Source organism: Flavobacterium chungbukense (genome assembly GCF_020805785.1).
Lineage (GTDB): Bacteria > Bacteroidota > Bacteroidia > Flavobacteriales > Flavobacteriaceae > Flavobacterium > Flavobacterium chungbukense.
Genome location: NZ_JAJGZV010000004.1, coordinates 139,278 through 162,030, shown reverse-complemented (window position 1 = coordinate 162,030; position 22,753 = coordinate 139,278). Strand labels below are relative to the sequence as shown.

Sequence of the window (22,753 nt, the reverse complement as noted above, 5' to 3'; positions counted from 1 at the left end):
ATAAAAACTCTTGCTACCTTTGTAGTAAGAGTTTTTTTTGTTTAAAAAATCGCCCCAATTTTAATCATCGTTTTAAATTATTTAGTATTATTTTTTATGTAGGAAAAAGCACACAATATATTTTAAAAAGTTACGTTTAATTTCTTGTAATATAAATCATGATGAAAATAAAAGTTTTTTTAATAGCTATTGTTTCTGTTTTTGGGAGCTATACTTCTAAAGCACAGTCTAATTTACTTAATGCTAAAACTGCTGACCAAATTGGAATCAAAACGGCAGCACAGTTAGTATCGGATAATGATAAACCATTGGCTTATGGCTATGTAAACGATAGAGATATTTTGATGGGAAAAACGGTTTGGGAGATTATTGACTTAAATGAAAAAATCAATTTTCCTTTATATTTTCCTGTAGATACCGCGAATATCGGTCCTGATAGACGGTCACTTTATGATGTTTTAACAAAAGGAATAAAAGATGGTAAGATAACAGAAGTTTATACGGATAGTTATTTTAATACAAAAAAATCTTTGAAGGATATTCAAGGAGCTTTGTCTCGTGTGGACACAACTGATGCGGGTAGAGAATTAATCAATCAATATCCGGATGATTATAGATCACGTGTTGTGAAGAAAAAAGTAGTAACTGGAAAAGGAAAGAATAAGAGTGTATCTTACGTTGAAGAAACGGTTGGACCAACAAGAACTGTTCCTGCTGAATATATTTTGAAACAGGATTTAACTGCTGCAGATGTTAGTCAATACAAGATTAAAGGATTTTGGTATTTTGATAAACGAGAAAGCGAATTGAAATATCGTTTGTTAGGAATTTGCCCTGTTACTCCAGATGTCTACACAATGAATAGTGACGAAAAAGATTATATCGAGCTTTTTTGGGTTTTCTTTCCCAATGCGCGTGAAGTTCTTCATGAAGCAAAGGCTTTTAATGATCAAAATTCAGCACTTCCAATCTCATTTGATCAGATTTTGAACTCCAGAAGATTTAACAGTGTCATTTACAAAGAAGAAAACGTATATGGAGATAGAGAGATAAAAGATTACATCCGTGATGATGCGCAAAGTCAATTATGGGAATCTGAAAGAGTAAAAGAGAAGATTCGTAATTTTGAAGAAGATATGTGGAATTACTAAGACAGTAACCAAATTATAATCAAAACTCTTGCTACCTTTGTAGTAAGAGTTTTTTATTTTACTTATACACTTCAAAATGCTTGATTATTTAATCGTTGGATCTGGATTGGCTGGAATTTCTTTTGCTGAAGTTGCCCTTAAAAACAACAAATCAATTTTACTCTTGGATGATAAATCTCAGAATTCGTCAAGAGTTGCTGGTGGCTTATATAATCCGGTTATTCTGAAACGTTTCAGCGAAGTTTGGAATGCAAAAGAACATTTAGTTCTAATGAACGAGTTCTACAACCAAGTTGAAGATAAATTGCAGGAGAAGTTCAATTATAAAATGCCTATTCTTAGAAAGTTTTTTTCAATTGAAGAACAGAATAATTGGTTTGCAGCTTCTGATAAAATAAACTTAGCACCTTTTTTATCAACGAAGCTAATTACTAAAAAGTATCAGGGTATTGATTCTCCTCACGATTATGGTGAAGTTCTGCATACCGGATATGTTAAAACTAGACAATTATTAGAAAGTTACAGAGCTTATTTAAAGGAAAATAATTTACTTCTAGAAGAATCTTTCCATAGTTCTTTCTTGGAGATTCTTGATTCAGGAATTCAGTATAAAAATATTAAAGCACGCCATATCATATTTGCAGAAGGTTTTGGTTTGCATAAAAATCCCTATTTTAATTATCTTCCTTTGGATGGAACAAAGGGAGAACTATTTTTGATAAAAGCACCTGATCTGAAATTGGATTTAATTGTTAATACCAGTGTTTTTATTTTACCAGTAGGAGGCAATTTGTTTAAAGTTGGCGCTACTTATAATTGGTCTGATAAAACAGACCTTCCGACAGAAGAAGGAAAACAGGAACTTTTAGAGCGCATTAGAGAAATTATTACCTGCGATTTTGAGATCATAAAACATTTTGCTGGTGTAAGACCAACAGTGGCCGATAGGAGACCCTTGATAGGTACACATGAAGCATATAGTTCTATTCACGTTCTTAACGGATTAGGAACGCGAGGTGTTATGCTCGGGCCAGCGTTGGCAAAAATGTTATATGAAAATATTGAAAATGGAATACCTCTAGATCGTGAAGCGGATATTAAGCGATTTCATAAAAGATATTTAAAATCTCTTACTCCCGACCGGCATTAGGATCATAAGAAACAAACATATTAATATAAAGATTTCTTGAAAGGCGAAGAACTAAAGGAAATAAAACTACTAACGTTAAAATTATAGTTAGAAATGATTGTTCTATAGTCGCACCAAAAAAAACAAAAGAAACTATAAAAGCTGCAATTCCGACAGCTACATTTAGTCCATAGCTTACATACATTGCTCCATAAAAAAAGGAAGGTTCAATTTGATATTTGAATCCGCAATGGCTGCAATTTTCATTCATTTTTAGAACTTTAGTCAAATGAAGCGGATTTTTGTCTTCATACATGCTTTCTTTTTGGCATTTTGGACAACTTCCTGTTAAAATGCTATTTAGTTTCGATCCTTTTTTTAACATTTGCAAAAATTTTATCAAAGGTACATTTTTACGCCTTTATTTCTTGTAACAACAGTCACAAATTATGCTTAATATACACAATCTTTCGGTTTCTTTTGGAGGAACATATTTATTTGAAGAAGTTACTTTCCGTTTAGGAGCTGGAGACCGAGTTGGTCTTGTTGGTAAAAACGGAGCGGGTAAATCTACAATGCTAAAAATGCTGGCCGGAGATTTTAAACCAGACTCTGGGGTTATTTCTCAAGAAAAAGATATTAGAATGGGTTTTCTTCGTCAGGATATTGATTTTGAACAAGGAAGAACTGTTTTGGAAGAAGCATACGAGGCTTTTACAGAAATAAAAGTTGTAGAAAAAAAACTGGAAGAAATCAATCATCAATTGGTTACTAGAACCGATTACGAAAGTGAAGAATACGGACAAATCATTGAAGATTTATCTGATTACACACATCGTTTTGAACTTCTAGGTGGTTACAATTACATAGGAGACACAGAGAAAATCCTTTTAGGTTTAGGTTTTAAAAGAGAGGTTTTCAATAATCAAACTGAAACATTTTCTGGAGGTTGGAGAATGCGTATAGAGCTTGCAAAGCTTTTATTGCAATCTAATGATGTATTGCTTCTGGATGAGCCAACCAACCACTTAGATATTGAAAGTATTATTTGGTTAGAAAGCTTTCTTAGAAATTATCCAGGAGTTGTGGTAATCGTGTCACACGATAAGATGTTTTTGGATAACGTTACTAATAGAACAATCGAAATCTCATTAGGGAAAGCATACGACTTCAATAAACCATATTCTCAATATTTAGAATTACGTCACGAAATTCGAGAGAAGCAATTAGCAACTCAAAAAAATCAACAGAAAAAGATTGAAGAAACAGAAAAATTAATTGAGAAATTCCGTGCCAAGGCTTCAAAGGCTTCCATGGCACAATCTTTAATTAAAAAATTAGATAAAGTAGAAAGAATCGAAGTTGACGAAGATGACAATTCAGTAATGAATATTTCTTTTCCTGTTTCGAAAGAACCTGGAAAAGTAGTAATTGAAGCAGAAAATGTTACCAAAGCTTACGGTGACAAAACGATTTTAAAAGATATTAATTTATTGGTTGAACGTGGAAGTAAAATTGCTTTTGTTGGACAAAACGGACAAGGAAAATCGACTTTCATTAAAGCTTTAGTAAATGAGTTTGAGTATACTGGAAATATCAAATTAGGACACAATGTGCAGTTAGGATATTTTGCTCAAAATCAAGCAGAATATTTAGATGGAGAAATTACTTTGCTTCAAACAATGGAAGATGCGGCGACTGATACAAATCGTATGAAAGTACGTGATATGTTAGGTTCATTCTTGTTTCGCGGAGATGATGTAGAGAAAAAAGTAAAAGTGCTTTCTGGAGGAGAACGTAACCGTTTGGCACTTTGTAAATTGTTGTTACAGCCAATCAACGTATTGCTGATGGATGAGCCTACGAACCACTTAGATATTAAATCTAAAAATGTGCTAAAGGCTGCGCTTCAAAAATTCGGAGGAACATTATTATTGGTTTCTCACGACAGGGATTTTCTTCAAGGAATGTCAAACATCGTTTACGAATTTAAAGATCAAAAAATTAAAGAGTATTTGGGTGATATTAATTTCTTTTTAGAACAGCGCAACCTTGAAAATATGCGCGAAGTAGAGAAGAAAGATGTTGTAAAAGCTACTGCGACAAAAGAAAACACGAAAACTTCTTACGAAGATCAGAAAAAAGGAAAAACACTTCAGAATAGATTGAGTAAAATTGAAAGTCAAATTCAACAATTAGAAAAGCAAATTCAGCACGACGATAAAATGTTGGAGAGCAATTATGATAAACATATAGAAGACGCTTCATTCTTTACCGCTTACAACAAAAAGAAAGCTGATTTAGACCAATTGTTAACCGACTGGGAAATCGTGCAGGAAGAGATTGATAATTTTAATGCTTAAAAATTTTAAGTTTCAAGTTGTAATCTTGACGAGCAATTTTAACGCAAAGCACGCCAAGTTTTTTAAAGTTTACATTTACAATGTGCAAAGTTCGCAAAGCTTTTATAGATAAAGCTTTGCGAACTTTGTGTTTTTAGAAAACCACGCAAGTCAAAAAAACTTGGCGTTAAAATATAATTCAGTTCAAAACTTGAAACAAGCTACTTAATGATTCCAATAGACCTAGAGTGTTCAATTGCCTTGCTGCTATCTTTAAAATAGCAAACTGAAACATTTAGACTTTCTAGATTTTTTAGAATCTTTTTTACTTCTTTTTTTTGAGATTTACCAGTTTGTCTAATATAAACTGCTATAACGGTAACAGGAAATATTTTGCAGATGCGCTCGTATAATATGGGATCGTGCTGCGAATCGTCTCCCATTAAAACATACTGTAGAGTAGGATAAAATTCTAAAACATGTTTTATTTTTTCAAATTTATGATCATGGTTTCCTCTGCCGCTCATAAAAAAATCGGTAATTCCTCTTTTAATATCTTTCAGTAGGAAAACAGCCTTTGGTAATTTGTGTATTTTGGTAAATTTCGCAATAAATCGATATAAGTTCCATTCGCTGCTTGAAATGTAGAAAAAAGCATTCACTTCTTCTGTATTCTGACGTCCTGCAGAACTCAATGCTTGATAATGCGAAACCACATCTTTAAAAACTTTCCTATCGTTTACATTTCTAAACAGTAAAATATAAATTTTTCTGAAAAAGTTATTGGTATGCGAAATCAAAAAAGTATCATCAATATCAGATATGATTCCAAGTTTTCCTTTATGAGGTCTAATAAAACTGCCTTTGCAAGTGGTGGTTTCGTTTTGGTATTTCAAGCTCACTTCGTACGGCATCCATCCAAAATGGGTTTCTTTTTCTAACGGAATACAAAAATTGAAATAACCGTCGTCTAAAGTTTTAGTATGAATTGTTTGGTCATTATAATGAAGGTAAACATCAAAGTTCTTAATGGTCTTAATTCTGAATAATTTGAGAATTGAGGTGGCATTTTTTAAGTTTCTTTTCTGAAAATCGTAATTGTGTTCTCTCTTTAAAACGTGCCCCATTACAATTAATTCTTGCTGATTAGCATAACCTCGATATAATTGTAGAATTGGTTTCATTTACGTACATTTATGTATACTGTAATTTACTTAATTTAAATTGTTTTTAAAAATAAAATTTTGAAAAAAAATATCCTATTTGTTGTCAATCCGATATCGGGAGACCTTGATAAATCCGATTTAATTGGTGCTGTCGAAGAATTTGCAATCACAAATCATTTTGATCTAGAAGTTTATGAAACGACTGGAAAAAATGATATTAAAAATATTCAGCTCCGTTATGATGAACTCCTGCCAGAACGAATTATTGTAGCAGGTGGAGATGGGACCATCAAAATGGTTGCTGAAGCAATGGAAGAGCATGATGTTATAATAGGGATTTTGCCGGCAGGTTCTGCAAACGGACTTTCGGTAGACTTAAATCTTCCTGAGGGAATTGAAGAGAATCTAAAAGTTGCCTTTTTAAATCATTACATCGAAATGGATATGATTTGTATTAACGGCAAAAAAAGCATTCACTTAAGCGATCTTGGGTTAAATGCCAACTTGGTTAAAAACTACGAAGAAAGCGATGTTAGAGGCTTTTGGGGGTATGCTCTGCAGGCGTTTACAACTCTTAAAGAATCAGAAGAGCCTTTTGTAGCAACTATTTCTGCCAATAATAAAGTTGTAGAACATACGGCAAGGATGATTGTGGTTGCAAATTCGCAAAAGTACGGAACAGGCGTAATCATAAATCCAAATGGTTCTATGAACGATGGAAAGTTTGAATTGGTGATTTTAAAAAGCCTTGATCTGCTGTTAATCGGAAAAATTATTACTGGGAATATGCCAATTGATTCAGATGATATTATCATTATTTCGACAGACAAAGCAGAAATAACGACCGATTATCCCGTAAATTTTCAAATTGATGGTGAATATTGCGGAGCGCAGAAATCTTTAGAAATTCATATTTTACACAAACAAATGAAAATCGCTGTTCCTTAGATTTTTTATTTAAATGGATTTCTTTCTTGCCATTCTGTTTTTGGCTCTAGATAACTAAAAAACCTAGAAATGTTATGGTTAATTAATGCATTACTGTGCGTAATTAAACCATACATTTTTATTGGTTTTGCTCCAACAGAACTTTTAATTTCTAGCGCAGTTCTAGCAAAAACTATTTCTCGAAATCCCTTTTTTATCGAATAGGCGATCATATCGTACAGCATGTTTAAATAAAGCATTTTTTCGCGCTGAACACTTTCATCATAACCTAAAAAATAGGTATCCATTACATTGCCATTTTTTATCAGAGTATTGAAACCGATTAATTTTTCATCTAAAAAATAGCCATACAGAAGAAAATCTTCTCCCATAATTTCTTTGAAAAAACTAAAGTGGTTTCTAGCTAGAAAAAAAGTATTAAAAGGAGCATTCTTTGCCACATGAAAATACAAATCATAAATAATATCTTCATATTGTTTAATGTCTGTAAGTGTCATTTGTTGTTTTACAATTCCTTCCGATTTTTTTCTGGCACGTTTGTATTGGTCGCGGTATTTTTTGGATAAGGCATCAATGTAATCTTGTTCTGTTTTCCAGTTTTCATTGATTTCAAAAACCATGTTGGGCTGAGTCGAAAAGGTATAATTGTTTTTAAATTCAGCTTGTAAAGGTTCGATTTCTTTTGCAGTAAAATCTTTTATACTGGTAATATGAACTTTCTTTCCACTTTCTTTTAGATCTTTCTTCAGCTGATTAATGGCTTTATGAAGTGTTTTAATAGCTTTTGACTGCTTGACAGCTGCATCAAAAACAAAAGCATTTTGACCTGTAAGCATATTATTTCCGACAAATAAAACATGTGAAGCAAAATTCTTTAGAGCGAAATTACGAACCGATGTTTTTAAACATTTATCGCGCTCTCCAAAAGATTCGAGTTTTTCTGCAAATAAAAATTGCGTTAAAACAATTCCAACCAGCTTTGTTTCTTCAAAAATTCCGATAAAACGACAAGTCATGTTTACTGGAGAAGAGTTTTCCAGTACTTCGAGATATTCTCTTGTCAAAAAGATATTGTTTTCAGCAAGCGAATTCCATTCTGAAGGCAGCAGAGAAGCGCTTTTGTAAATTTGGAAAGAAAAAGTTGTGTTCAAGAGAGTCGACTAATTTCGTCAAAATTAGATAATAATTGTAATAACTAACTTTCTTTAAGTTATTATTAAGAAAAACTCGTTCGATTCTTAAACCAAACGAGTTTCTATAATTAGTTTATGCGAAAGCACAGATAATTCCACCCATTAAGGTCAGTGAAACCATCCAATATCCTGCGTGAATGAAGATGTATTTCCAAGATTTTCTTTCGAATAATCCATTAATTCCGATAAGCGGAAAAGCAAAAAACAATCCGGACATAAATCCGTGTAAAGCGCCATGTTTAAATGTTCTGTAAGCCGTGCCATAATCTGCCATAAAAGCAGCAAAAGAAGGTTTGGCGCTTGCTATCAATGGCGGTCCGCCAACCATTCCGACTGCTCCAGACTGATGAATTGTCAACGACATTAAAGTCATTGAAATCATTAAAGCAAAAATGTAAGTAAACCCAAAAATCTTGAGCATATTTCCATTTTTAAGATCTTCCTGAGTAAAGTTGTTTTCTTTCATCCAGATTGTTCCAAACACTTTTGGATTGTACCAGATAAAACCAACGACAAGTGTTACAACAGCCGAAATTAGGAATGCGTAGAAGTTAATTTCCATAATGTGAGGTTTTTAGAATTAGTTAGTCAAATGTAATTAAAAATAGATTAATAAAAATAGGTTTAAAAAGTAATGTAATATGTGTTAAAAAAATATTTATTAACAGATTGTCGACATTATGAGTATTATATCTATGAAATCCATAATTTAGCCTGCGAAATAAGAGACAAAATCGATTGGTAAAAATTTCGATTGCTTTTTGTTAGCAATAACAATTAAAATTTGTCTTTTTTTAGCATCAACATAACCAAAACATAAATTACAATTGTTACCCAAAATTAATCGTGCTTATGAATGAATTTTACACTCGTTAAAAAAGTTGATTAAATATATTTAGTTAATTGCAAAACCGTAATTCGTTTACGGTTTTTTGTTTTTTATAGCATAAGATATTTCGAAAAAATAACATTTAATTTAGAAAGGATTTTTTATGTTTGTCTAAAAATTTTATAACTTTAATATGAGTATTTAAAGGATAAAAAGCTGAGCGATCGGCTGTATTACTAACCAATTAAAAATAGAAATTATGACACTACAATATCAAGGTGAACAATACGGAAAGTCAACAACTTTTACAATTAGAATTATTGGTAATAACTTGTCAAAAAGCAGTTCAAATTATCAGATTGATCTTTTGGTAAATGACAAAAAAGTACCAACTTTTACAACTGAAATTCACCAAAGCCTTTCTAATTGTTTAAAAGAGATTTATTTGTTTAGAAAACACAACGGAATCAAATTTGACGAATCAACTGAGAAGATTGTTTCGCTTTATGTTCCTTACGATAAAGTTTTGTTCAACCACAATAAATATGCTTTATTCAGAGCATAATTTTTCTCAAAATAAGATAAAAAAGACCATTTTTGAAATGGTCTTTTTTTCTTTAGTTAAAATGCATTGCCAAAAAATCTAACTTTTTGATTTTATTCTTGAAGATGCATAGGTTTGTAAGGCAACCGAACTTATGATGAAAAGCATACCAATGTAAAAAGAGCTATTTACAGATTTGCTTTCATTAAAGAAAAGGAAAGCAACTACAATTGCATATATTGGTTCTAGGTTAAAAGTCAAGTTAACCGTAAAAGCGGGAATCTTTTTCAATACTTCTGCAAATAAAATATACAATCCAACTGTACAGAATAACGATAAAAAAATAAGATAAATAGTATCGCTTAAACTAGGAAAAATAGTTTCTACAGGAAAAAAGTAAAGATATAAAGGCATTAAAAATATCAAAAAAATAGAACCATAAATCATCTGGTAGTAGTTGATAAGCTTGCTATCGTAAAATTGTACCAAACGTTCGTTATAAATGGTATAAAGTGCTGCAAATGCAGATGAAATTACTCCAAGTATAATGCCTAATTGATAAGAAGTGTCAAAATGAAATATTAGACTAATTCCTGCCAATGTAAGTGCGCTAAGTAATAATTCGGTAAATTTAAATTTCGACTTTTGAATAATTGGTTTGAACACTGCTGTGAAAAAACTAGTTAGACAGTAGCAGATTACACCAATCGAAATGTTAGAATATTTAATACTGGCGTAAAAAAATATCCAGTGAATGGTAATTAATATTCCAATTTTTCCGATTGATTTTTTTTCAGTGTTATTAATTTTATTGCCAAATTTCAAAAATCGGGTTATAGCAAATAGTAATATTGCCGAAAAGAGCACTCGGTAAAATGTTAATAAACCTTCATTAAGAGTTATAAGTTTACCAAATACACCTGTGAATCCTGCTAGAAATACAGCAAGATGTAATAAGAAATAAGAATTTTTCATGAATTTTTGTGCCGAATAAGGCAGATTTTAATATTATCAAATAAGCATATTGAGTTATTCGGCAGTAGTACCGAAAATATGCTCCATTAAATCAAGAGACAATATTAAAACCTTGGAGGAGGAAGACAGCCTTTTCTATTCATAGATACAAATATAGTATTATATTTTTGAACTTAAAATAAAGGAGTATGATTAAACGAGTAGATATAAAAAATGCTCCAGATTTCTCTGAAGCATTTTTTATAAAATGGAAAAAGATTATACTTAAAAATTAGTATTTACTTTTTTAGAACGATCTGCGATATAAGAAATCAACCAAGTAACTTGACCGTCTTTTACAAAGTATACTTTCTTTGCATTTAAATTTGGAATACCTTCAAGACAAGTTGTCAAAATATTGTTTGCCGAAATAAGATATGCCTGATCATACGTTTTTAAAACTCTTTCTGCTTCTTTATTCGTTTTAGCAAGGTTGGTAAACTTGCTAAAATTATTCTTTAAAATAGCATCATAATTAATGATGTCTTCCATTGTTAAAGTAATATAATGTTCTTTTACGTTTTCATTATAATACAACGTTGAAAAAGCCCAAACAGCTCCACCAGATAAATATACTTTATCTTTTTTAGCCAAAGGCGGATTTGCATCAATAAGTTCTTTTACTTTTTTGCGAAGAATCGGATTATAGTCAAAAGATTTTTCTTGATACGTAGACATATCATTTGCCTGATTTGGGTTTGCTACCGTTTTCTTTACAGCATCTGTAAGCGTCATTGTTCCGAAATCTAGTTCTAAGGGAATAAACTCTAATTTGTTATCCTCAAGTTCATCAATATAACCACCTTTTGTAGTTTGAGCTCCAATGTCTAAAAGGAAAGCATTAGCATAATCAACTGGAGGCATAGCGCCTTTTACTAGTGTTTTAGCTTCTTCATTAACATTCAAAACGTCAAGATTTTTGTCTGTCAACATTTTGATTTTGTTTTTTAAAACATCAACATTGCTTGCAGAAGCAAAAACGGGTGCCGCAACGATAAAGATATTTTCGTCAAGAATTTTATAATCTGTTCTAATTTTCTTCAATTGATCTACAACAATAACACTTGTTTTGTTGATGTCCTCTGGAGTCAATTGACCGTTAGCACCAATGTGGTCAGCAAACGGAATTCGCTCTGTCCAGAACGAAAGAATTTTATAATCGGCTTTTCTGATATTATTTACATCAAGAACAGAAACTTTTATAGCTCTACGTCCGATTTCAATTCCAGCATAAATGCTTTTTTGAGAGAATGAATGGATAGAAACAAAGAAACTTGCTAGAATAAAAAGTAAAATTTGGGGTTTGTTTTTTGTAAGCATTGTGTTATAATATAATTTAAAATAAAGAATGTTCAGTAGGTATTTGCGAGCGCAAAGATACTCATACCAAATCATTTTTTAAATGCTCCTTTTTTAAAATAGCGCAAAAAGTTTGCGATTTCTCTGAAACTTAACATTGAAGAATGAAAAATCAAAAAAATCATGTTCGATTATGGAAGTTTTTTTATGAAATTTGTGATGTGAGTTAAGTAGATTCTGAAGTTAATGTTTATTTGTAAATTAACTTGATGCAAATAATGTATTGTTTAATAAACAAATGAAGGTGTAATAATTATGCAAACAATCAAGAAATACTCGGTTTTGATAGGTATGGTCATTTCAATTATTTTGATAGTAATAGCCGCTTCACTTTATCCAGGAGGTTCATTAGTCGACAAAAATTCTATTGGATTTGGCTGGTCAAAAAATTATGTTAGCAATTTGTTTGCGGCAAAAGCCATAAATGGTATAGAAAATCCTGGTAGAATTTGGGCGATTATCGGAATGGCTTTTCAGTCTATTGGTTATGGCATTTTTTTTATTCATATGTCAAAAAAAATAGCTTCAAGCTGGGCTAATCTTTTAAAATATATAGGTTTTGCCAACATCTTATTTATTTTTTTAATAGCAACACCTTTGCACGACGTAGGAACAATATCGATTGTTTTAACTTTGATAGGCTTATTTATAATTACTATACTTATGCTAAAGTCAAAACTTCATTTTCTTAAATTTTGCTGCATTATTTGCTTATTGACTTTTTACTGTTTCTTTATCTTATTTGGATTTGGTTATATGGCTTGGGCTATCATGATGCAGAAAGTATATAATGCAAGTGCCATACTTTTAGTTTTAGGATTAGAGTATTTTACTAAATCTGAAGATTTTGTACAAATAAAAGCGACAGATCATAAATTGAAGTAACAAAGCATACGCTAGCGCGAGCGTCCCGCTCGTGAACGCAAAGTATTTTTAATATAAAATTACAATAATTTATTTTCTGTGCGCGCACGAGCGGGACGCTCGCGCCAGCAGAGGAGAATCTTAATTTTCTCTTGGGATAATTTCTAATTCTTTTAAGTTTAAATAAATTTTCATTTTTTAATGTAATTCATAGTTTGAAATTTCCTGAACAACAATCCACTTATTTTTCGCTTTTTTCATTACTATGACTTTTGAATTAGAAAACCCAAAAAAAGGAGTTCGTGTGACATGAAATTGAAACACTAAATATTTTTTGTCATATATAATCGGTTCAGATATGCCAAAAACAGGTAAAAAATTAGGTAAATTATTTATTTCTACATCATCTGCATTATTTGAATTGGCAGCAAAACGAACATATGATATGAATTTTATTTTATCAAACTCAAGATCAGTTTTTGTCCATAGTTTGTCGGTGATGTCTGGTAAAATATATTTCTTGCTATCATAAAAATTATTTTTCATAATCTTAAAAGCCCTATCATTAAATAAAGGTCTTGTAGCCCCACCATATAATACATTATAGTCAGACTTTTCATTTTCGGGTCTAGGAAATTGTCCTTCAAAAATTTTTAAAGTTACATTAGGGTTTAATTTTTCACTAATTACTATAATTTCACTTGTTTTATCTTTGATTTTCGAATTTAAATATTGGTTTATTACGCTAAAAGAATCAGTTTTATTTAATGTTTTAGTTGTATCTTTTTGGGCATATGTTAAGCTATAATAAAAAGTTACTAATAATATAAAGATATTTTTCACTATCATCCTTTTATTAATTACATTGTTTGGCAACAAGCTTTTGTGATTAGAAAATTAGTTGTAAATGTAATCTCCAACTATTTTGACAACTTCCCATTTGTTTTTGTTTTTTTTTATAATAACAACTTGAGAAGTTCCACTGCTTTCAAAATATATTTTTAGATAATAAATAATACATTGGTTCTGAAAGGATAATCATTTCATTAATTCTACTATCCTTATACTTTCTTAGAAAAGATTCTTTTAAAGTTAAACCAGTTCCTTTTTCTAAAATGAAATTGTAATGAGGAAAATCTTCCTTTTTCCAATATTTCTTTATAGTATCACCAGCATATTCTTTATACATTTTCTTCCAGTGTTTTTCGACAAATAAACCGTCTGTATAGTCTATGGAATCTGTTGGATAAGTAATATGTTGATTCCCTTCACCGCTATTAAAAATTCTTAAAGCCTGTAAATTTAATTCCTTATCGCTTTGTAAGATATACTCTCTACGTTTGTCCAGATTTTGTGTGTCTAAAAATGCATTTATTGGATCATAGTTTTCCACATATAATCTGCTAGAACAAGATATAAGGAAAGAAGGAATCACTAAAAATATTTTTTTTAGGTATGTCATATATTTACTTTTTGCAAGGTGTACCTATTGGCGCATTTTTGCCATATTATAAATACCAGCTTTCTGAAGAGTGCCTTATGAAAAGCTGTGCGAATGTCTCCGACTTCGCACCCGTAATCTGCATCAAACTTAAGTAAAAATCTAAGACAAAAAGCTCCATATTTCTCTGAAGCTTTTACTTAGTAGCCTAACGGGACAATTTTCGAACCATTTTTAGGATGACTTATATAAAATAAATATCAAATAATATTAAATTAGGTTCGAATATTATTCAAGTAATAGGATGATTTTTTTATTATCTTTTATAAGAGTTAATGTGTCACTATTTTTATTTTTATAAATTTCAAAAGGAGCAGAAATGTCGGATATACTAGGTATGTATTTTTTATTTGTAGGTCTCCAAATAGCCTTGTCTTTAGATATCGAATAGTCATTTCCTAAAATATAAGTAGCGCTACGGACAAAAAACTTATCATTTAAAATATAGATTCCTCGTTCATTGTATGCAACTTTTATTTTCATTTTGACACTAGTTGCAGTATTAATTTCAATTAATTCCTTTTGTGATTTTGAATCAACTGAGAAAAAATATATTGAGAAAATAAGTCCCAATATCATCATTATAATTACAATCTTACTATTTTTCATAGTCTATTATCGTATTTGTTTATTTCCTTTGCTCGCTTGAGCGTCCCGCTCGTGAGCAGATTGAAATCATGATTGTTAAGATAAACAAAAAAAGCCCCGCTCTTCGAGGAGTTCAATGAAAGCGCTGTGCGAATGTCTCCGACTTCGCACTCGCAATCTGCATCAAACTTAAGTAAATCTAAGATAAACAAAAAAAGCTCCAGATTTCTCTGAAGCTTTTACTTAGTAGCGGGAACAGGACTCGAACCTGTGACCTTCGGGTTATGAGCCCGACGAGCTGCCTACTGCTCTATCCCGCGATGTTTCGGGTGCAAAGATACACACTAAATGTGGTTTTGCAAGTTATTTTTGTAATTTATTTTTTTGACCAGCTGAAAAACGTGATTTTTATTAGACTTTATAATCTAATAATTCTTCGTAAACATTTCCGTTTAAGCCTAGTAGCAAACCAAAAGCAGGCTCGGTTTTTATGCCATTTTCTTTTAATTTAATGACTTCTAATCGGAACTTTTCGCCTTTTGAATGAAGAATTTGAGCTTCAATAAGCATATGTCTGTAACCATTTTGTGCCTGAGTAGGAATATTTTGTCCGAAAATTTCAATTTCAAAATCATCAATATGGAAATTTGCAATAACAGATTCCTGATTGTTTATTAGATTTTCTCGAATGCTAAAATTGTTTTGTGGTGCAAATAAAACTTTAATTTTTTCTATGAATTCAACCTTGTCTTTCCAATAACAGATAATATCCAAATCACTATTTTCTATGTCGATATTTATCGGAATTGTACCAACTAAAATAGGATCAAAATCTGTAAGATTTTCTAAAACACGGTATTTCGTTAAAACTGCAAATGCCGATTGCTGTTTCTGATTTCCTGTTTTTAAATAAGAGATATTTGTAAAATCAGTCATTCACTATCTTTTATAATTTTTCTCTTCTTTGATTTCTTGTTCCAATCGTTTGTTGATGTCGATTTTAGCATTCGTAAAAACAAAAATTGTCGTTCCGTATTCTCTTGCATATTGGTTTGTAATCTGACCGCCAATAAAGGCTTTTTCAAAATAAGGACCAGTTTCTTTCAATTCTTCGTTCGTTTCATCAAATTCTTTTACACGAATCAGGTTTTTGTATTGAATTTTAAGATTGAACCAATTTACATAATCGGCATTGAACGAAACCGCTTTAATTCCTTTTTTTGAATAATAATTGATCGCGCCGGCTTGTCCGTAATTATCACAAATTACTATAGTCTCTTTTTGGTTTGGAAGTAAAGCATACAAAGAATCTGTTTTTCTTGCCAATTCTTTCCAGCCCAGCATATCGGCAAAATCTTGAGGAATTTGATGGTCTTTTCCGTCTTCCCATCGCAGCATTCCTAGTTTTTGATATTTCTCGGAATGTGCCACGATATATTCGGGACTTTTATTAGGAAAAGCAATATCGTACATCGGAATAAAAAGTAAAATCGGAATTACAATAAAAACAGGTTTGAGATAACGTTTCCATCCATCATTCAAAACTTCAGATAAAAACACGGCGCCAAAAGCAAGATAAATTGGGTATAGGCCAATTACGTAATACGCTTTTGCTTTGAAGTAAATAAAAATGAAAAGGGTAAAAACAAACGAAGCAAAAAACACTTGGTATTTTTTGAGAGGTTTGTAGAAAATCAGCGCATAAAGTCCAGCTAAAATGACCAATAAGCCACCAATAAAAAATAGAATTTGATCTTTTATAAAATCTGCTAAATTAACATTTACCAATTGAGTTTCGGCTAGTTCTCGCATATGATGCACAATCGGAAACTGGTTTCTAAACTGCCAAACCAGATTAGGAAGAATGAGCATTAGACCAAAAATTAAGGCAAAATAAAACTGCTTTTTTAGGAGCATTTTTCTTTGACGAGAAAGTATGATAGCAGGAAATAATCCAAATAATAAAAATACGATGTTGTATTTGTTTAAAAAACCAAAAGCAAAAATAATGGCTCCAAAGTAAATCCATTTTGTGTCTTCTGAAGTAATGTACTGAATCAAGACATAATAAACCGCAGTCCAGCATAAAACATCCAAAGAGTTAGGCTGATACAACATATTTAGCCGTAACAAACATGAAAACAATATGCATAACGCACCTAAAATTAAAGCGTAAAGATTTCCTTTTAAAAGTTCGATTGTTTTCCAAACGAGCAAAAGAGTCAATGCGCCAAATAGGGCAGGGAAGAACTTAATCCAAAAAAAGGAATTTCCAAGCAGTAGAATAATGCAGGAAAACCAAGAAGTTACCGGCGGAACCGATAAAAACCCCCAAGCAGTGTGATACGCTTGATCGAGATGCAGATATTCATCGCGCTGTAAATCGTATTCGGGACTTATTAAAACATATTGCAGAATAAATTTTAAAAGAATAAACCCAATTAAAATTAGTGTCTTTTTGGTCATGAAGTGGTTGGTTTTGCAGTAAGTGGTTTTAAGTCAGTTTAATGGTGTTACGAATATAAGGTTTATTTTGATTTGAAAAACGAGGACTCCATTGTTAGGAACAAATAAAAAAAGCTTCAGATTTCTCTGAAGCTTTTGTGAATTTTTATTCTTCTGTAGCTGTTTCAAATTCCATGTGATCGACAACTTCTTCATCTGGTCTTTCTGGTTTAGAAGCTTTCAGAGCGTTAAATCTTTCTAGCATTTCTGTTTCACCTTCTTCACCGCTGAAATAAGGGAAAACATCCATAATCGGTGATTCTGAAATCGCCGGAATCGAATATTCGCCCATTGTATTTTTCATTACATGAATCGTGTTGTCAAAAGCCTCACGAACATCATTGGCTTGAATAAGCATATACATGCTTGTCTTACGTTCTTTACCGCTTTCTTCATCGTAAGCAATTAGAGAAACCTTAGATTTAAACCATCTGTCAGCATTTTCAAACGGATGAATTTCTGCATAATTTGCCACTTTAATATTCGTGATTTTGAATTCTTCACTAATATAAGCAGCCATTTCCTCATTAATCCTTTTTTCAGCTTCTGTATAAGACAAGGCATCAACCAAATACGGTTCTGTCAACACTTTTTGTCCGCCAGTTTCATCTGTTTTTCTATATTTTACTTTGCATTCGTACCAAACTACGCTCATCTCTTTTTAATTTTTAAGGATGCCAAAGATAAATTTTACAGGAAAATAAATAGTTAAATATCGAAATAGATATTCACAATTTTGATAGATTTTGGGTAATGTTTTGAGATTGTGAAAGTTGTGTTTTTTTTTATTGAAAATGTTTTGTAATCGCATTCATTCCTTTTGCTGTAAAAAAGTGCTGCTTTTTTTTACTCATAAATATTTGTAATTCAATGGTTTGTTTTTCTTTCAATTTTAATCTCAAAAAAAATGATTTTTTCTTAAAACCAAATATTCAAATTGAACGTAAGTGTGGGAATACAATGGTTGGGAATGAGGCAAATTCAAAAGATAGTAGTTTTTGGAAGAACAGAATCTTACCGCATTCCTAGCGATTGTTTTTTATAATTACAGTTATATGACAGGAAAATTAAACGTTCAAAAGTTAAAGGAAACTTTAAATTATCTGGAAGCAAAACAACGCGAATTAAAAAGACAATCTCATACAGATACGCGTAGTTTAGAATCGATGATAAAATATTTGAAAAAAGACATGATCGATCGATACAATCTCGCAGATCATCATTTGACTATAAAACAAGAAATTAAAGATACTGAAGCTTTTATTGAGCACGTAAACAGTATAATTGAAGTCAATTTTTAAAATCGTTTTTTTAGATTAGAACTTTAGTTTATTCCAGCTTAAATTATAAAAAGTTGTTTTCAATTTTATAGCTAATTCTTGTTTTGGTTTAAATGGATTCCATTTATTAAAGCAACAATCAATTTTAAACAGAGATATCCAGTTAAAGGAATATGACAGAAAGATTAATGATTTTGGCTCTTTCAAGATCAAAAAAATCAGTGGCTTCAAAAAGTTTTTCTGGTTCTGTTTCTAATGTTTGAGCAATGCTTTTTAAAGTAAATCCCTTCAAGATATTTCCTGCTTCAATGCGCTGAATCGTTCTTAGAGAAAGTCCAGATTTTTCGGCAAGTTCATTTTGAGTCATATTTTTTTCTTCTCTCAAAAATTTAACTTTATTCTTCATTGCTTTTTAGATGTGGTTTTCAAATCGAACTTATCAAAGTTTTAATCAAATTGTTCCATTAAAAAATGTTTGTTTTTGGCAACGAATTCGTAGCTTTAATAAAAAATTAAGTTTTTTTCTTTAACAAAAATTAGTAACTTGTTTTAGAATATGTGATTTAGATAATATAATTTCCTTAAAAAAAACGCCACTATGCGAGTATCAGTAGTTCGAAAAAGTATAAAATTTACACCAGATTCAAGAAGAGTTGTTGCAAGATATTTCATGAATGGTATTGAACGAACCCAGCAAATGGTACTTCGTATAATGACACTGGAAGAAAAAGAAGTTTTGCAGACTTTAGAGCAAACGCTTCGTGAATTTGCAAGACGCCATAGAAACATCTCAGCTGTTTTTTTTAGACATTGTGAAAGAATCAGACCTATAATAGAAGAAATGCAAATTGATTTTGATTCGCTTTCTTTAGATCGAAAAATGCTTATCGGTTCTTATTGTACAATGGAATATGCGATTGAATCAGCTGCGATTTTTAATCCTTCAATTGTAGAAGATTTTGACCAGACAGGTTTAGAAGCGGGCGAAAAACGCGTTGTAATTTCTTTTCGTGCCACTGGCGAAGGCCATATTTCGTCTATTGTTTTTAGGAGAGGAATTTTAGATCGAGACAATAATCTGCAAATAATGAAAATCGGAAATCATATTGATAAAGCCGAAATTGAACATAAAACCTTATTTAATAAAGAGCGTTTTCTGACGAAATTATCAGAGATGCATACAACGGACAAATACATTGTCCAAATTATGCAAGATCTTCCAGAAGAATTTGAATTTGCAGTTTTGAAAAATATGCTGACTACAGCTTTGAGTGATCCAGCAATTCGTGAAGAAAGAAAAACGGCTTTGCAGGAAATATTATGGCTAGCGAATTCTTTTTATGATTTACAGTTTAAACACGATTCGGATATTACAGAACGTGTTATTTTTCCAATTTCTGATTCAGAAAGCCGAGGAATCGAAGATGCCCGTTTCGTTCGTTTTGTAGACGATGATGATTCGGTACGTGTTATGGCAACATATACCGCATACAACGGACATACGATTTTGCCTAAATTAATTTCTACCGAAGATTTTTATAGTTTTAGAGTGATGCCGCTTCATGGTGAAGGTGCGCAAAATAAAAATTTAGCTTTATTTCCTCGAAAAATAAAAGGTAAATATGCTATGCTGGCAAGAATTGACGGCGTTAACAATTACATCATGTATTCGGATCGAGCGACACAATGGAATACGCCAATTCTTTTGCAGCAGCCGAGATTTACTTGGGAATTGACCCAAATTGGAAATTGCGGTTCTCCACTTTGGACAGAAGAAGGCTGGCTAGTTATTACACACGGTGTGGGCACAATGAGACGTTATTGCATTGGTGCTTCGTTATTTGATTTGGATGATCCTTCAAAAGAAATTGGGCGACTTTCTGAGCCTTTACTTTCTCCGTTAGAAGATGAACGTGAAGGTTATGTGCCTAATGTTGTATATTCTTGCGGGGCAATTATTCACAACAATAGTTTGATTTTGCCTTACGCCGTTTCAGATTATTCTTCAACTTATGGAGTAGTGGATATGGTAGAATTATTAGATGCTTTGAAAAAAAGTTACAAGAAATAAAGTGCTATTTTTTGAGTTCAGGTATTTTTTCAATTAAATTTTTCCAATATCGTTTTGGCATATGCTGTACGTGAAGTTTGGTGTTTTTTCTGGATTCAATATTGACGCTTTTGAAATAATTTCTCCATAAATTCTGAAAAAATTCTTCGCCTTCATCTGAGATTTCAGCTAGAAATTTAGAAGATGAAGGATTGGAATCGAAAGTCAATTCGACAACAGAAACATTTTCAAGATCATAGTAAATGCCGTATTTGCGTTTGGTATCGTAAATTAACCAGCGTTGATCGGCATAACGATTTTTGAAATGCTTTTGAATAAGCGGTAGCACATTGCAATCAGGTTCAACGATGGCATAATATAAATTGTCTTTTGTTAATTTGAAACGCACAAAAGCTTTCATTCGGTGACTTTCTTTTCCAGTTAAATGAGCAGCTTTCTGAATGTTTAAAACGTCATTATTGCTTAAATCTCCTTCTATGTTTTTTGAACTCGAAAAAACATAGGTGGCAAAACGAAATAAACTCTCTTCAATTTGATTCAATTCGGAGAAAAAAGCGTGGTACATGTTGGTAATTCCGCTTGGCGAAAGACGTTGTTTTAAGCCTTTTAAAACTCGATTTGCTTTTACATCATCAGTTTCGATAAGGTGATTTTTTGAAAATAGTAAAGCGTTTGAAATTTCGTCTTTTGCAAAAACAACATCTTGGAGTTTGTACTCGTAAATTTCAAAAACAGCTGTAAGCCAGCCTTCAAAAGTGCCGTCGTAGATTATAAGTGTCATTATTGAAATAAAGAAAGCTGATTAGAAAAATTGTTTTGATACTTGCTGTTTTGAATATTCAAAATTTGCTCTTTTATCTGCATAGAAGTCAAATCTTTCTGTAAATAAAAAGGCGAAGAAAAAGCTAGAAAAAATTTTGAACGATTGTAGGCAATTCCTAGTTTTTTCAAATCTTCAGGCTGTAATCTTTTGAATTTTCGCGCGGAGATAATTTTTTTGGCGCTCGTAACTCCGATTCCTGGAATGCGCAGGATTAATTCTAAATCTGCAGAATTAATATCAACAGGAAACTGATGTAAATTTCGCAATGCCCATCCTAATTTCGGATCAATATCCAAATCTAAATTGGGCTGATCGAAACCGACAATTTCATTGACATTAAAACCGTAAAAACGAATTAACCAATCGGCTTGATACAAACGATTTTCACGTATCATTGGAACTGGAGTTCCAATTGCAGGAAGTCGGTTGTCGTAGCTTATCGGCACATAGCCAGAATAATAGACACGACGCATATTCATCTGTTCGTAAAAATAATTTGCCATTCCAAGAATTTCAAGATCATTTTCTTGTGTGGCACCAATTACCATTTGCGTGCTTTGTCCAGCCGGAGCAAAAAGCGGCGCTTTAAAATTGGCTTTTTTTTCTTCTTTATAACCAACAATTTCATTTTTCAGGTATTCCATTGGCTTAATTACATCAGCATGATTTTTTTCAGGTGCTAATAATTTTAAGCTTTTTTCGGTTGGCATTTCAACATTTACACTTAAACGATCTGCATACATTCCAGCTTCTTTTATGAGCTCGTCACTTGCGCCTGGAATTGCTTTTAGATGAATATAACCATTAAAGTTTTCTTCTAATCGTAATTTCTTTGCAATTCGAACCAAACGCTCCATGGTAAAATCCGGATTATCAAAAATTCCTGAACTTAAAAATAACCCTTCGATATAATTTCTTCTGTAAAAACCAATGGTAAGATCGACAACTTCTTGTACGGTAAAGGCAGTACGTTTAATGTCGTTGCTTTTTCTGCTGACGCAATAAGCACAGTCAAAAATGCAGTGATTGGTCAATAGTATTTTTAAGAGCGAAACACAGCGTCCGTCTTCGGTGTAGGCGTGACAAATTCCATTTCCCGTGTCGCCCAATCCTTTGTTTTGATTTTTTCGCTTGTTCTGACCAGCAGAAGACGAACAAGAAACATCATATTTGGCTGCATCTGCTAAAATTGCCAGTTTTTCCATCACTCTTTCATGTATCATTTTGCCTGAATTTTAGTTGTTTTTTGAAAAGGATTATCCTTCATTCAAAACTACTCATTTGGCCAAAAAAAGAATTGAAAAGGGCTGTTCTAAATTGTATCAAATTTTTCTATAAGTAAAAAAAGTGAGCTTCCAAAATTTTAACTTTTCAAAATGTAAAAACAGGTATAAATACGGGGTACTGAATTTTGCAATATTTCTATATTGCACCTCTAAAGAAAAA

General features: G+C 31.8%; 23 protein-coding genes and 1 tRNA gene. 8 read left to right on the top strand and 16 right to left on the bottom strand.

What is annotated here, in order from left to right:
• The first annotated feature begins 161 nt into the window (after positions 1-161).
• A complete protein-coding gene (gene porN / locus LL966_RS14625; protein ID WP_229354517.1) occupies positions 162-1,151 on the top strand; it encodes a type IX secretion system ring subunit PorN/GldN in 990 nt (329 codons plus the stop codon).
• A gap of 76 nt (positions 1,152-1,227) precedes the next feature.
• Positions 1,228-2,301 (top strand): NAD(P)/FAD-dependent oxidoreductase, encoded by a 1,074-nt coding sequence (locus LL966_RS14620; protein ID WP_229354311.1) that lies wholly within the window; start codon positions 1,228-1,230, stop codon positions 2,299-2,301.
• Here LL966_RS14620 and LL966_RS14615 read toward each other — a convergent pair.
• Entirely contained in the window at positions 2,282-2,665 is a 384-nt protein-coding gene (locus LL966_RS14615) for a DUF983 domain-containing protein (protein ID WP_229354310.1), read from the bottom strand. The genes LL966_RS14620 and LL966_RS14615 overlap by 20 nt on opposite strands.
• A 64-nt stretch (positions 2,666-2,729) precedes the next feature.
• On the opposite strand from LL966_RS14615, the gene abc-f reads away from it, so the two are divergent.
• Positions 2,730-4,643, top strand: a complete 1,914-nt coding sequence (gene abc-f, locus LL966_RS14610) for a ribosomal protection-like ABC-F family protein (RefSeq protein WP_229354309.1) — start codon at positions 2,730-2,732, stop codon at positions 4,641-4,643.
• Positions 4,644-4,843: 200 nt separating this feature from the next.
• Here the strand turns inward: abc-f and LL966_RS14605 are convergent, their stop codons facing one another.
• A complete protein-coding gene (locus tag LL966_RS14605; protein ID WP_229354308.1) occupies positions 4,844-5,806 on the bottom strand; it encodes an App1 family protein in 963 nt (320 codons plus the stop codon).
• A 60-nt stretch (positions 5,807-5,866) separates the two neighbouring features.
• Here LL966_RS14605 and LL966_RS14600 point away from each other — a divergent pair, with 60 nt between their 5' ends.
• On the top strand, positions 5,867-6,736 hold the full coding sequence (locus LL966_RS14600; RefSeq protein ID WP_229354306.1) for a diacylglycerol/lipid kinase family protein: 870 nt from the start codon (positions 5,867-5,869) through the stop codon (positions 6,734-6,736).
• Between the two features lie 5 nt (positions 6,737-6,741).
• On the opposite strand, the gene LL966_RS14595 is transcribed toward LL966_RS14600, so the two are convergent.
• The gene (locus LL966_RS14595; protein ID WP_229354304.1) at positions 6,742-7,887 is read right to left on the bottom strand and encodes a GNAT family N-acetyltransferase; all 1,146 of its coding nucleotides are present in this window, start codon (positions 7,885-7,887) and stop codon (positions 6,742-6,744) included.
• Between the two features lie 115 nt (positions 7,888-8,002).
• Positions 8,003-8,491: a DUF1761 domain-containing protein gene (locus tag LL966_RS14590; RefSeq protein WP_229354302.1), complete on the bottom strand. Its 489-nt coding sequence runs from the start codon at positions 8,489-8,491 to the stop codon at positions 8,003-8,005.
• A gap of 526 nt (positions 8,492-9,017) precedes the next feature.
• Here LL966_RS14590 and LL966_RS14585 point away from each other — a divergent pair.
• On the top strand, positions 9,018-9,323 hold the full coding sequence (locus LL966_RS14585; protein WP_229354300.1) for a hypothetical protein: 306 nt from the start codon (positions 9,018-9,020) through the stop codon (positions 9,321-9,323).
• Positions 9,324-9,401: 78 nt separating this feature from the next.
• Here LL966_RS14585 and LL966_RS14580 read toward each other — a convergent pair whose 3' ends face one another.
• Both LL966_RS14580 and LL966_RS14575 read right to left on the bottom strand, forming a co-directional pair.
• Positions 9,402-10,277, bottom strand: coding sequence for a DMT family transporter (locus LL966_RS14580; protein ID WP_229354298.1), 876 nt, complete (start codon positions 10,275-10,277; stop codon positions 9,402-9,404).
• Positions 10,278-10,541: 264 nt separating this feature from the next.
• The gene (locus LL966_RS14575; RefSeq protein ID WP_229354296.1) at positions 10,542-11,636 is read right to left on the bottom strand and encodes a Ppx/GppA phosphatase family protein; all 1,095 of its coding nucleotides are present in this window, start codon (positions 11,634-11,636) and stop codon (positions 10,542-10,544) included.
• A 294-nt stretch (positions 11,637-11,930) separates the two neighbouring features.
• Here LL966_RS14575 and LL966_RS14570 point away from each other — a divergent pair, with 294 nt between their 5' ends.
• Positions 11,931-12,560 carry a hypothetical protein gene (locus LL966_RS14570; RefSeq protein ID WP_229354294.1) on the top strand — a complete coding sequence of 210 codons (630 nt, stop codon included), beginning with the start codon at positions 11,931-11,933 and terminating at the stop codon, positions 12,558-12,560.
• A gap of 177 nt (positions 12,561-12,737) precedes the next feature.
• Here the strand turns inward: LL966_RS14570 and LL966_RS14565 are convergent, their stop codons facing one another.
• From LL966_RS14565 to LL966_RS14535, 7 genes are all read right to left on the bottom strand, one after another.
• Positions 12,738-13,382, bottom strand: coding sequence for a hypothetical protein (locus LL966_RS14565; RefSeq protein ID WP_229354292.1), 645 nt, complete (start codon positions 13,380-13,382; stop codon positions 12,738-12,740).
• A gap of 145 nt (positions 13,383-13,527) precedes the next feature.
• On the bottom strand, positions 13,528-14,001 hold the full coding sequence (locus LL966_RS14560) for a hypothetical protein (protein WP_229354290.1): 474 nt from the start codon (positions 13,999-14,001) through the stop codon (positions 13,528-13,530).
• A gap of 267 nt (positions 14,002-14,268) precedes the next feature.
• Positions 14,269-14,649: a hypothetical protein gene (locus tag LL966_RS14555; protein WP_229354288.1), complete on the bottom strand. Its 381-nt coding sequence runs from the start codon at positions 14,647-14,649 to the stop codon at positions 14,269-14,271.
• Between the two features lie 226 nt (positions 14,650-14,875).
• A tRNA-Met gene (locus LL966_RS14550) sits at positions 14,876-14,948 on the bottom strand.
• Positions 14,949-15,039: 91 nt separating this feature from the next.
• Positions 15,040-15,564 (bottom strand): DUF4269 domain-containing protein, encoded by a 525-nt coding sequence (locus LL966_RS14545; protein WP_229354286.1) that lies wholly within the window; start codon positions 15,562-15,564, stop codon positions 15,040-15,042.
• Positions 15,565-15,567: 3 nt separating this feature from the next.
• On the bottom strand, positions 15,568-17,094 hold the full coding sequence (locus LL966_RS14540; protein WP_229354284.1) for a glycosyltransferase family 39 protein: 1,527 nt from the start codon (positions 17,092-17,094) through the stop codon (positions 15,568-15,570).
• 145 nt (positions 17,095-17,239) lie between these two features.
• Complete coding sequence (locus LL966_RS14535) at positions 17,240-17,788, bottom strand: DUF4494 domain-containing protein (RefSeq protein WP_229354282.1); 549 nt, start codon at positions 17,786-17,788, stop codon at positions 17,240-17,242.
• 343 nt (positions 17,789-18,131) lie between these two features.
• Between LL966_RS14535 and LL966_RS14530 the strand changes: the two genes are divergently transcribed.
• Positions 18,132-18,434: a hypothetical protein gene (locus LL966_RS14530; protein WP_229354281.1), complete on the top strand. Its 303-nt coding sequence runs from the start codon at positions 18,132-18,134 to the stop codon at positions 18,432-18,434.
• Between the two features lie 142 nt (positions 18,435-18,576).
• Here the strand turns inward: LL966_RS14530 and LL966_RS14525 are convergent, their stop codons facing one another.
• Positions 18,577-18,819: a helix-turn-helix transcriptional regulator gene (locus LL966_RS14525; RefSeq protein WP_229354280.1), complete on the bottom strand. Its 243-nt coding sequence runs from the start codon at positions 18,817-18,819 to the stop codon at positions 18,577-18,579.
• A 192-nt stretch (positions 18,820-19,011) separates the two neighbouring features.
• Between LL966_RS14525 and LL966_RS14520 the strand changes: the two genes are divergently transcribed.
• The gene (locus LL966_RS14520) at positions 19,012-20,484 is read left to right on the top strand and encodes a glycoside hydrolase family 130 protein (RefSeq protein WP_229354279.1); all 1,473 of its coding nucleotides are present in this window, start codon (positions 19,012-19,014) and stop codon (positions 20,482-20,484) included.
• 4 nt (positions 20,485-20,488) lie between these two features.
• On the opposite strand, the gene LL966_RS14515 is transcribed toward LL966_RS14520, so the two are convergent.
• Together LL966_RS14515 and LL966_RS14510 are read right to left on the bottom strand one after the other, a co-directional pair.
• Positions 20,489-21,265, bottom strand: a complete 777-nt coding sequence (locus LL966_RS14515; protein WP_229354278.1) for a TIGR03915 family putative DNA repair protein — start codon at positions 21,263-21,265, stop codon at positions 20,489-20,491.
• Positions 21,265-22,530, bottom strand: a complete 1,266-nt coding sequence (locus LL966_RS14510) for a putative DNA modification/repair radical SAM protein (protein ID WP_229354276.1) — start codon at positions 22,528-22,530, stop codon at positions 21,265-21,267. The genes LL966_RS14515 and LL966_RS14510 overlap by 1 nt, the downstream gene beginning before the upstream one ends.
• Between the last annotated feature and the right edge of the window lie 223 nt (positions 22,531-22,753).

What these genes read in the sequence shown, in the direction of transcription:
- LL966_RS14540 (WP_229354284.1), bottom strand. Translation starts at nt 17,094, where the DNA reads ATGACCAAAAAGACACTAATTTTAATTGGGTTTATTCTTTTAAAATTT.
- LL966_RS14585 (WP_229354300.1), top strand. Translation starts at nt 9,018, where the DNA reads ATGACACTACAATATCAAGGTGAACAATACGGAAAGTCAACAACTTTT.
- LL966_RS14520 (WP_229354279.1), top strand. Translation starts at nt 19,012, where the DNA reads ATGCGAGTATCAGTAGTTCGAAAAAGTATAAAATTTACACCAGATTCA.
- LL966_RS14575 (WP_229354296.1), bottom strand. Translation starts at nt 11,636, where the DNA reads ATGCTTACAAAAAACAAACCCCAAATTTTACTTTTTATTCTAGCAAGT.
- LL966_RS14605 (WP_229354308.1), bottom strand. Translation starts at nt 5,806, where the DNA reads ATGAAACCAATTCTACAATTATATCGAGGTTATGCTAATCAGCAAGAA.
- LL966_RS14560 (WP_229354290.1), bottom strand. Translation starts at nt 14,001, where the DNA reads ATGACATACCTAAAAAAAATATTTTTAGTGATTCCTTCTTTCCTTATA.
- LL966_RS14580 (WP_229354298.1), bottom strand. Translation starts at nt 10,277, where the DNA reads ATGAAAAATTCTTATTTCTTATTACATCTTGCTGTATTTCTAGCAGGA.
- LL966_RS14525 (WP_229354280.1), bottom strand. Translation starts at nt 18,819, where the DNA reads ATGAAGAATAAAGTTAAATTTTTGAGAGAAGAAAAAAATATGACTCAA.
- LL966_RS14620 (WP_229354311.1), top strand. Translation starts at nt 1,228, where the DNA reads ATGCTTGATTATTTAATCGTTGGATCTGGATTGGCTGGAATTTCTTTT.
- LL966_RS14545 (WP_229354286.1), bottom strand. Translation starts at nt 15,564, where the DNA reads ATGACTGATTTTACAAATATCTCTTATTTAAAAACAGGAAATCAGAAA.
- LL966_RS14510 (WP_229354276.1), bottom strand. Translation starts at nt 22,530, where the DNA reads ATGATACATGAAAGAGTGATGGAAAAACTGGCAATTTTAGCAGATGCA.
- LL966_RS14535 (WP_229354282.1), bottom strand. Translation starts at nt 17,788, where the DNA reads ATGAGCGTAGTTTGGTACGAATGCAAAGTAAAATATAGAAAAACAGAT.
- LL966_RS14570 (WP_229354294.1), top strand. Translation starts at nt 11,931, where the DNA reads ATGCAAACAATCAAGAAATACTCGGTTTTGATAGGTATGGTCATTTCA.
- LL966_RS14515 (WP_229354278.1), bottom strand. Translation starts at nt 21,265, where the DNA reads ATGACACTTATAATCTACGACGGCACTTTTGAAGGCTGGCTTACAGCT.
- LL966_RS14590 (WP_229354302.1), bottom strand. Translation starts at nt 8,491, where the DNA reads ATGGAAATTAACTTCTACGCATTCCTAATTTCGGCTGTTGTAACACTT.
- LL966_RS14555 (WP_229354288.1), bottom strand. Translation starts at nt 14,649, where the DNA reads ATGAAAAATAGTAAGATTGTAATTATAATGATGATATTGGGACTTATT.
- abc-f (WP_229354309.1), top strand. Translation starts at nt 2,730, where the DNA reads ATGCTTAATATACACAATCTTTCGGTTTCTTTTGGAGGAACATATTTA.
- porN (WP_229354517.1), top strand. Translation starts at nt 162, where the DNA reads ATGAAAATAAAAGTTTTTTTAATAGCTATTGTTTCTGTTTTTGGGAGC.
- LL966_RS14615 (WP_229354310.1), bottom strand. Translation starts at nt 2,665, where the DNA reads ATGTTAAAAAAAGGATCGAAACTAAATAGCATTTTAACAGGAAGTTGT.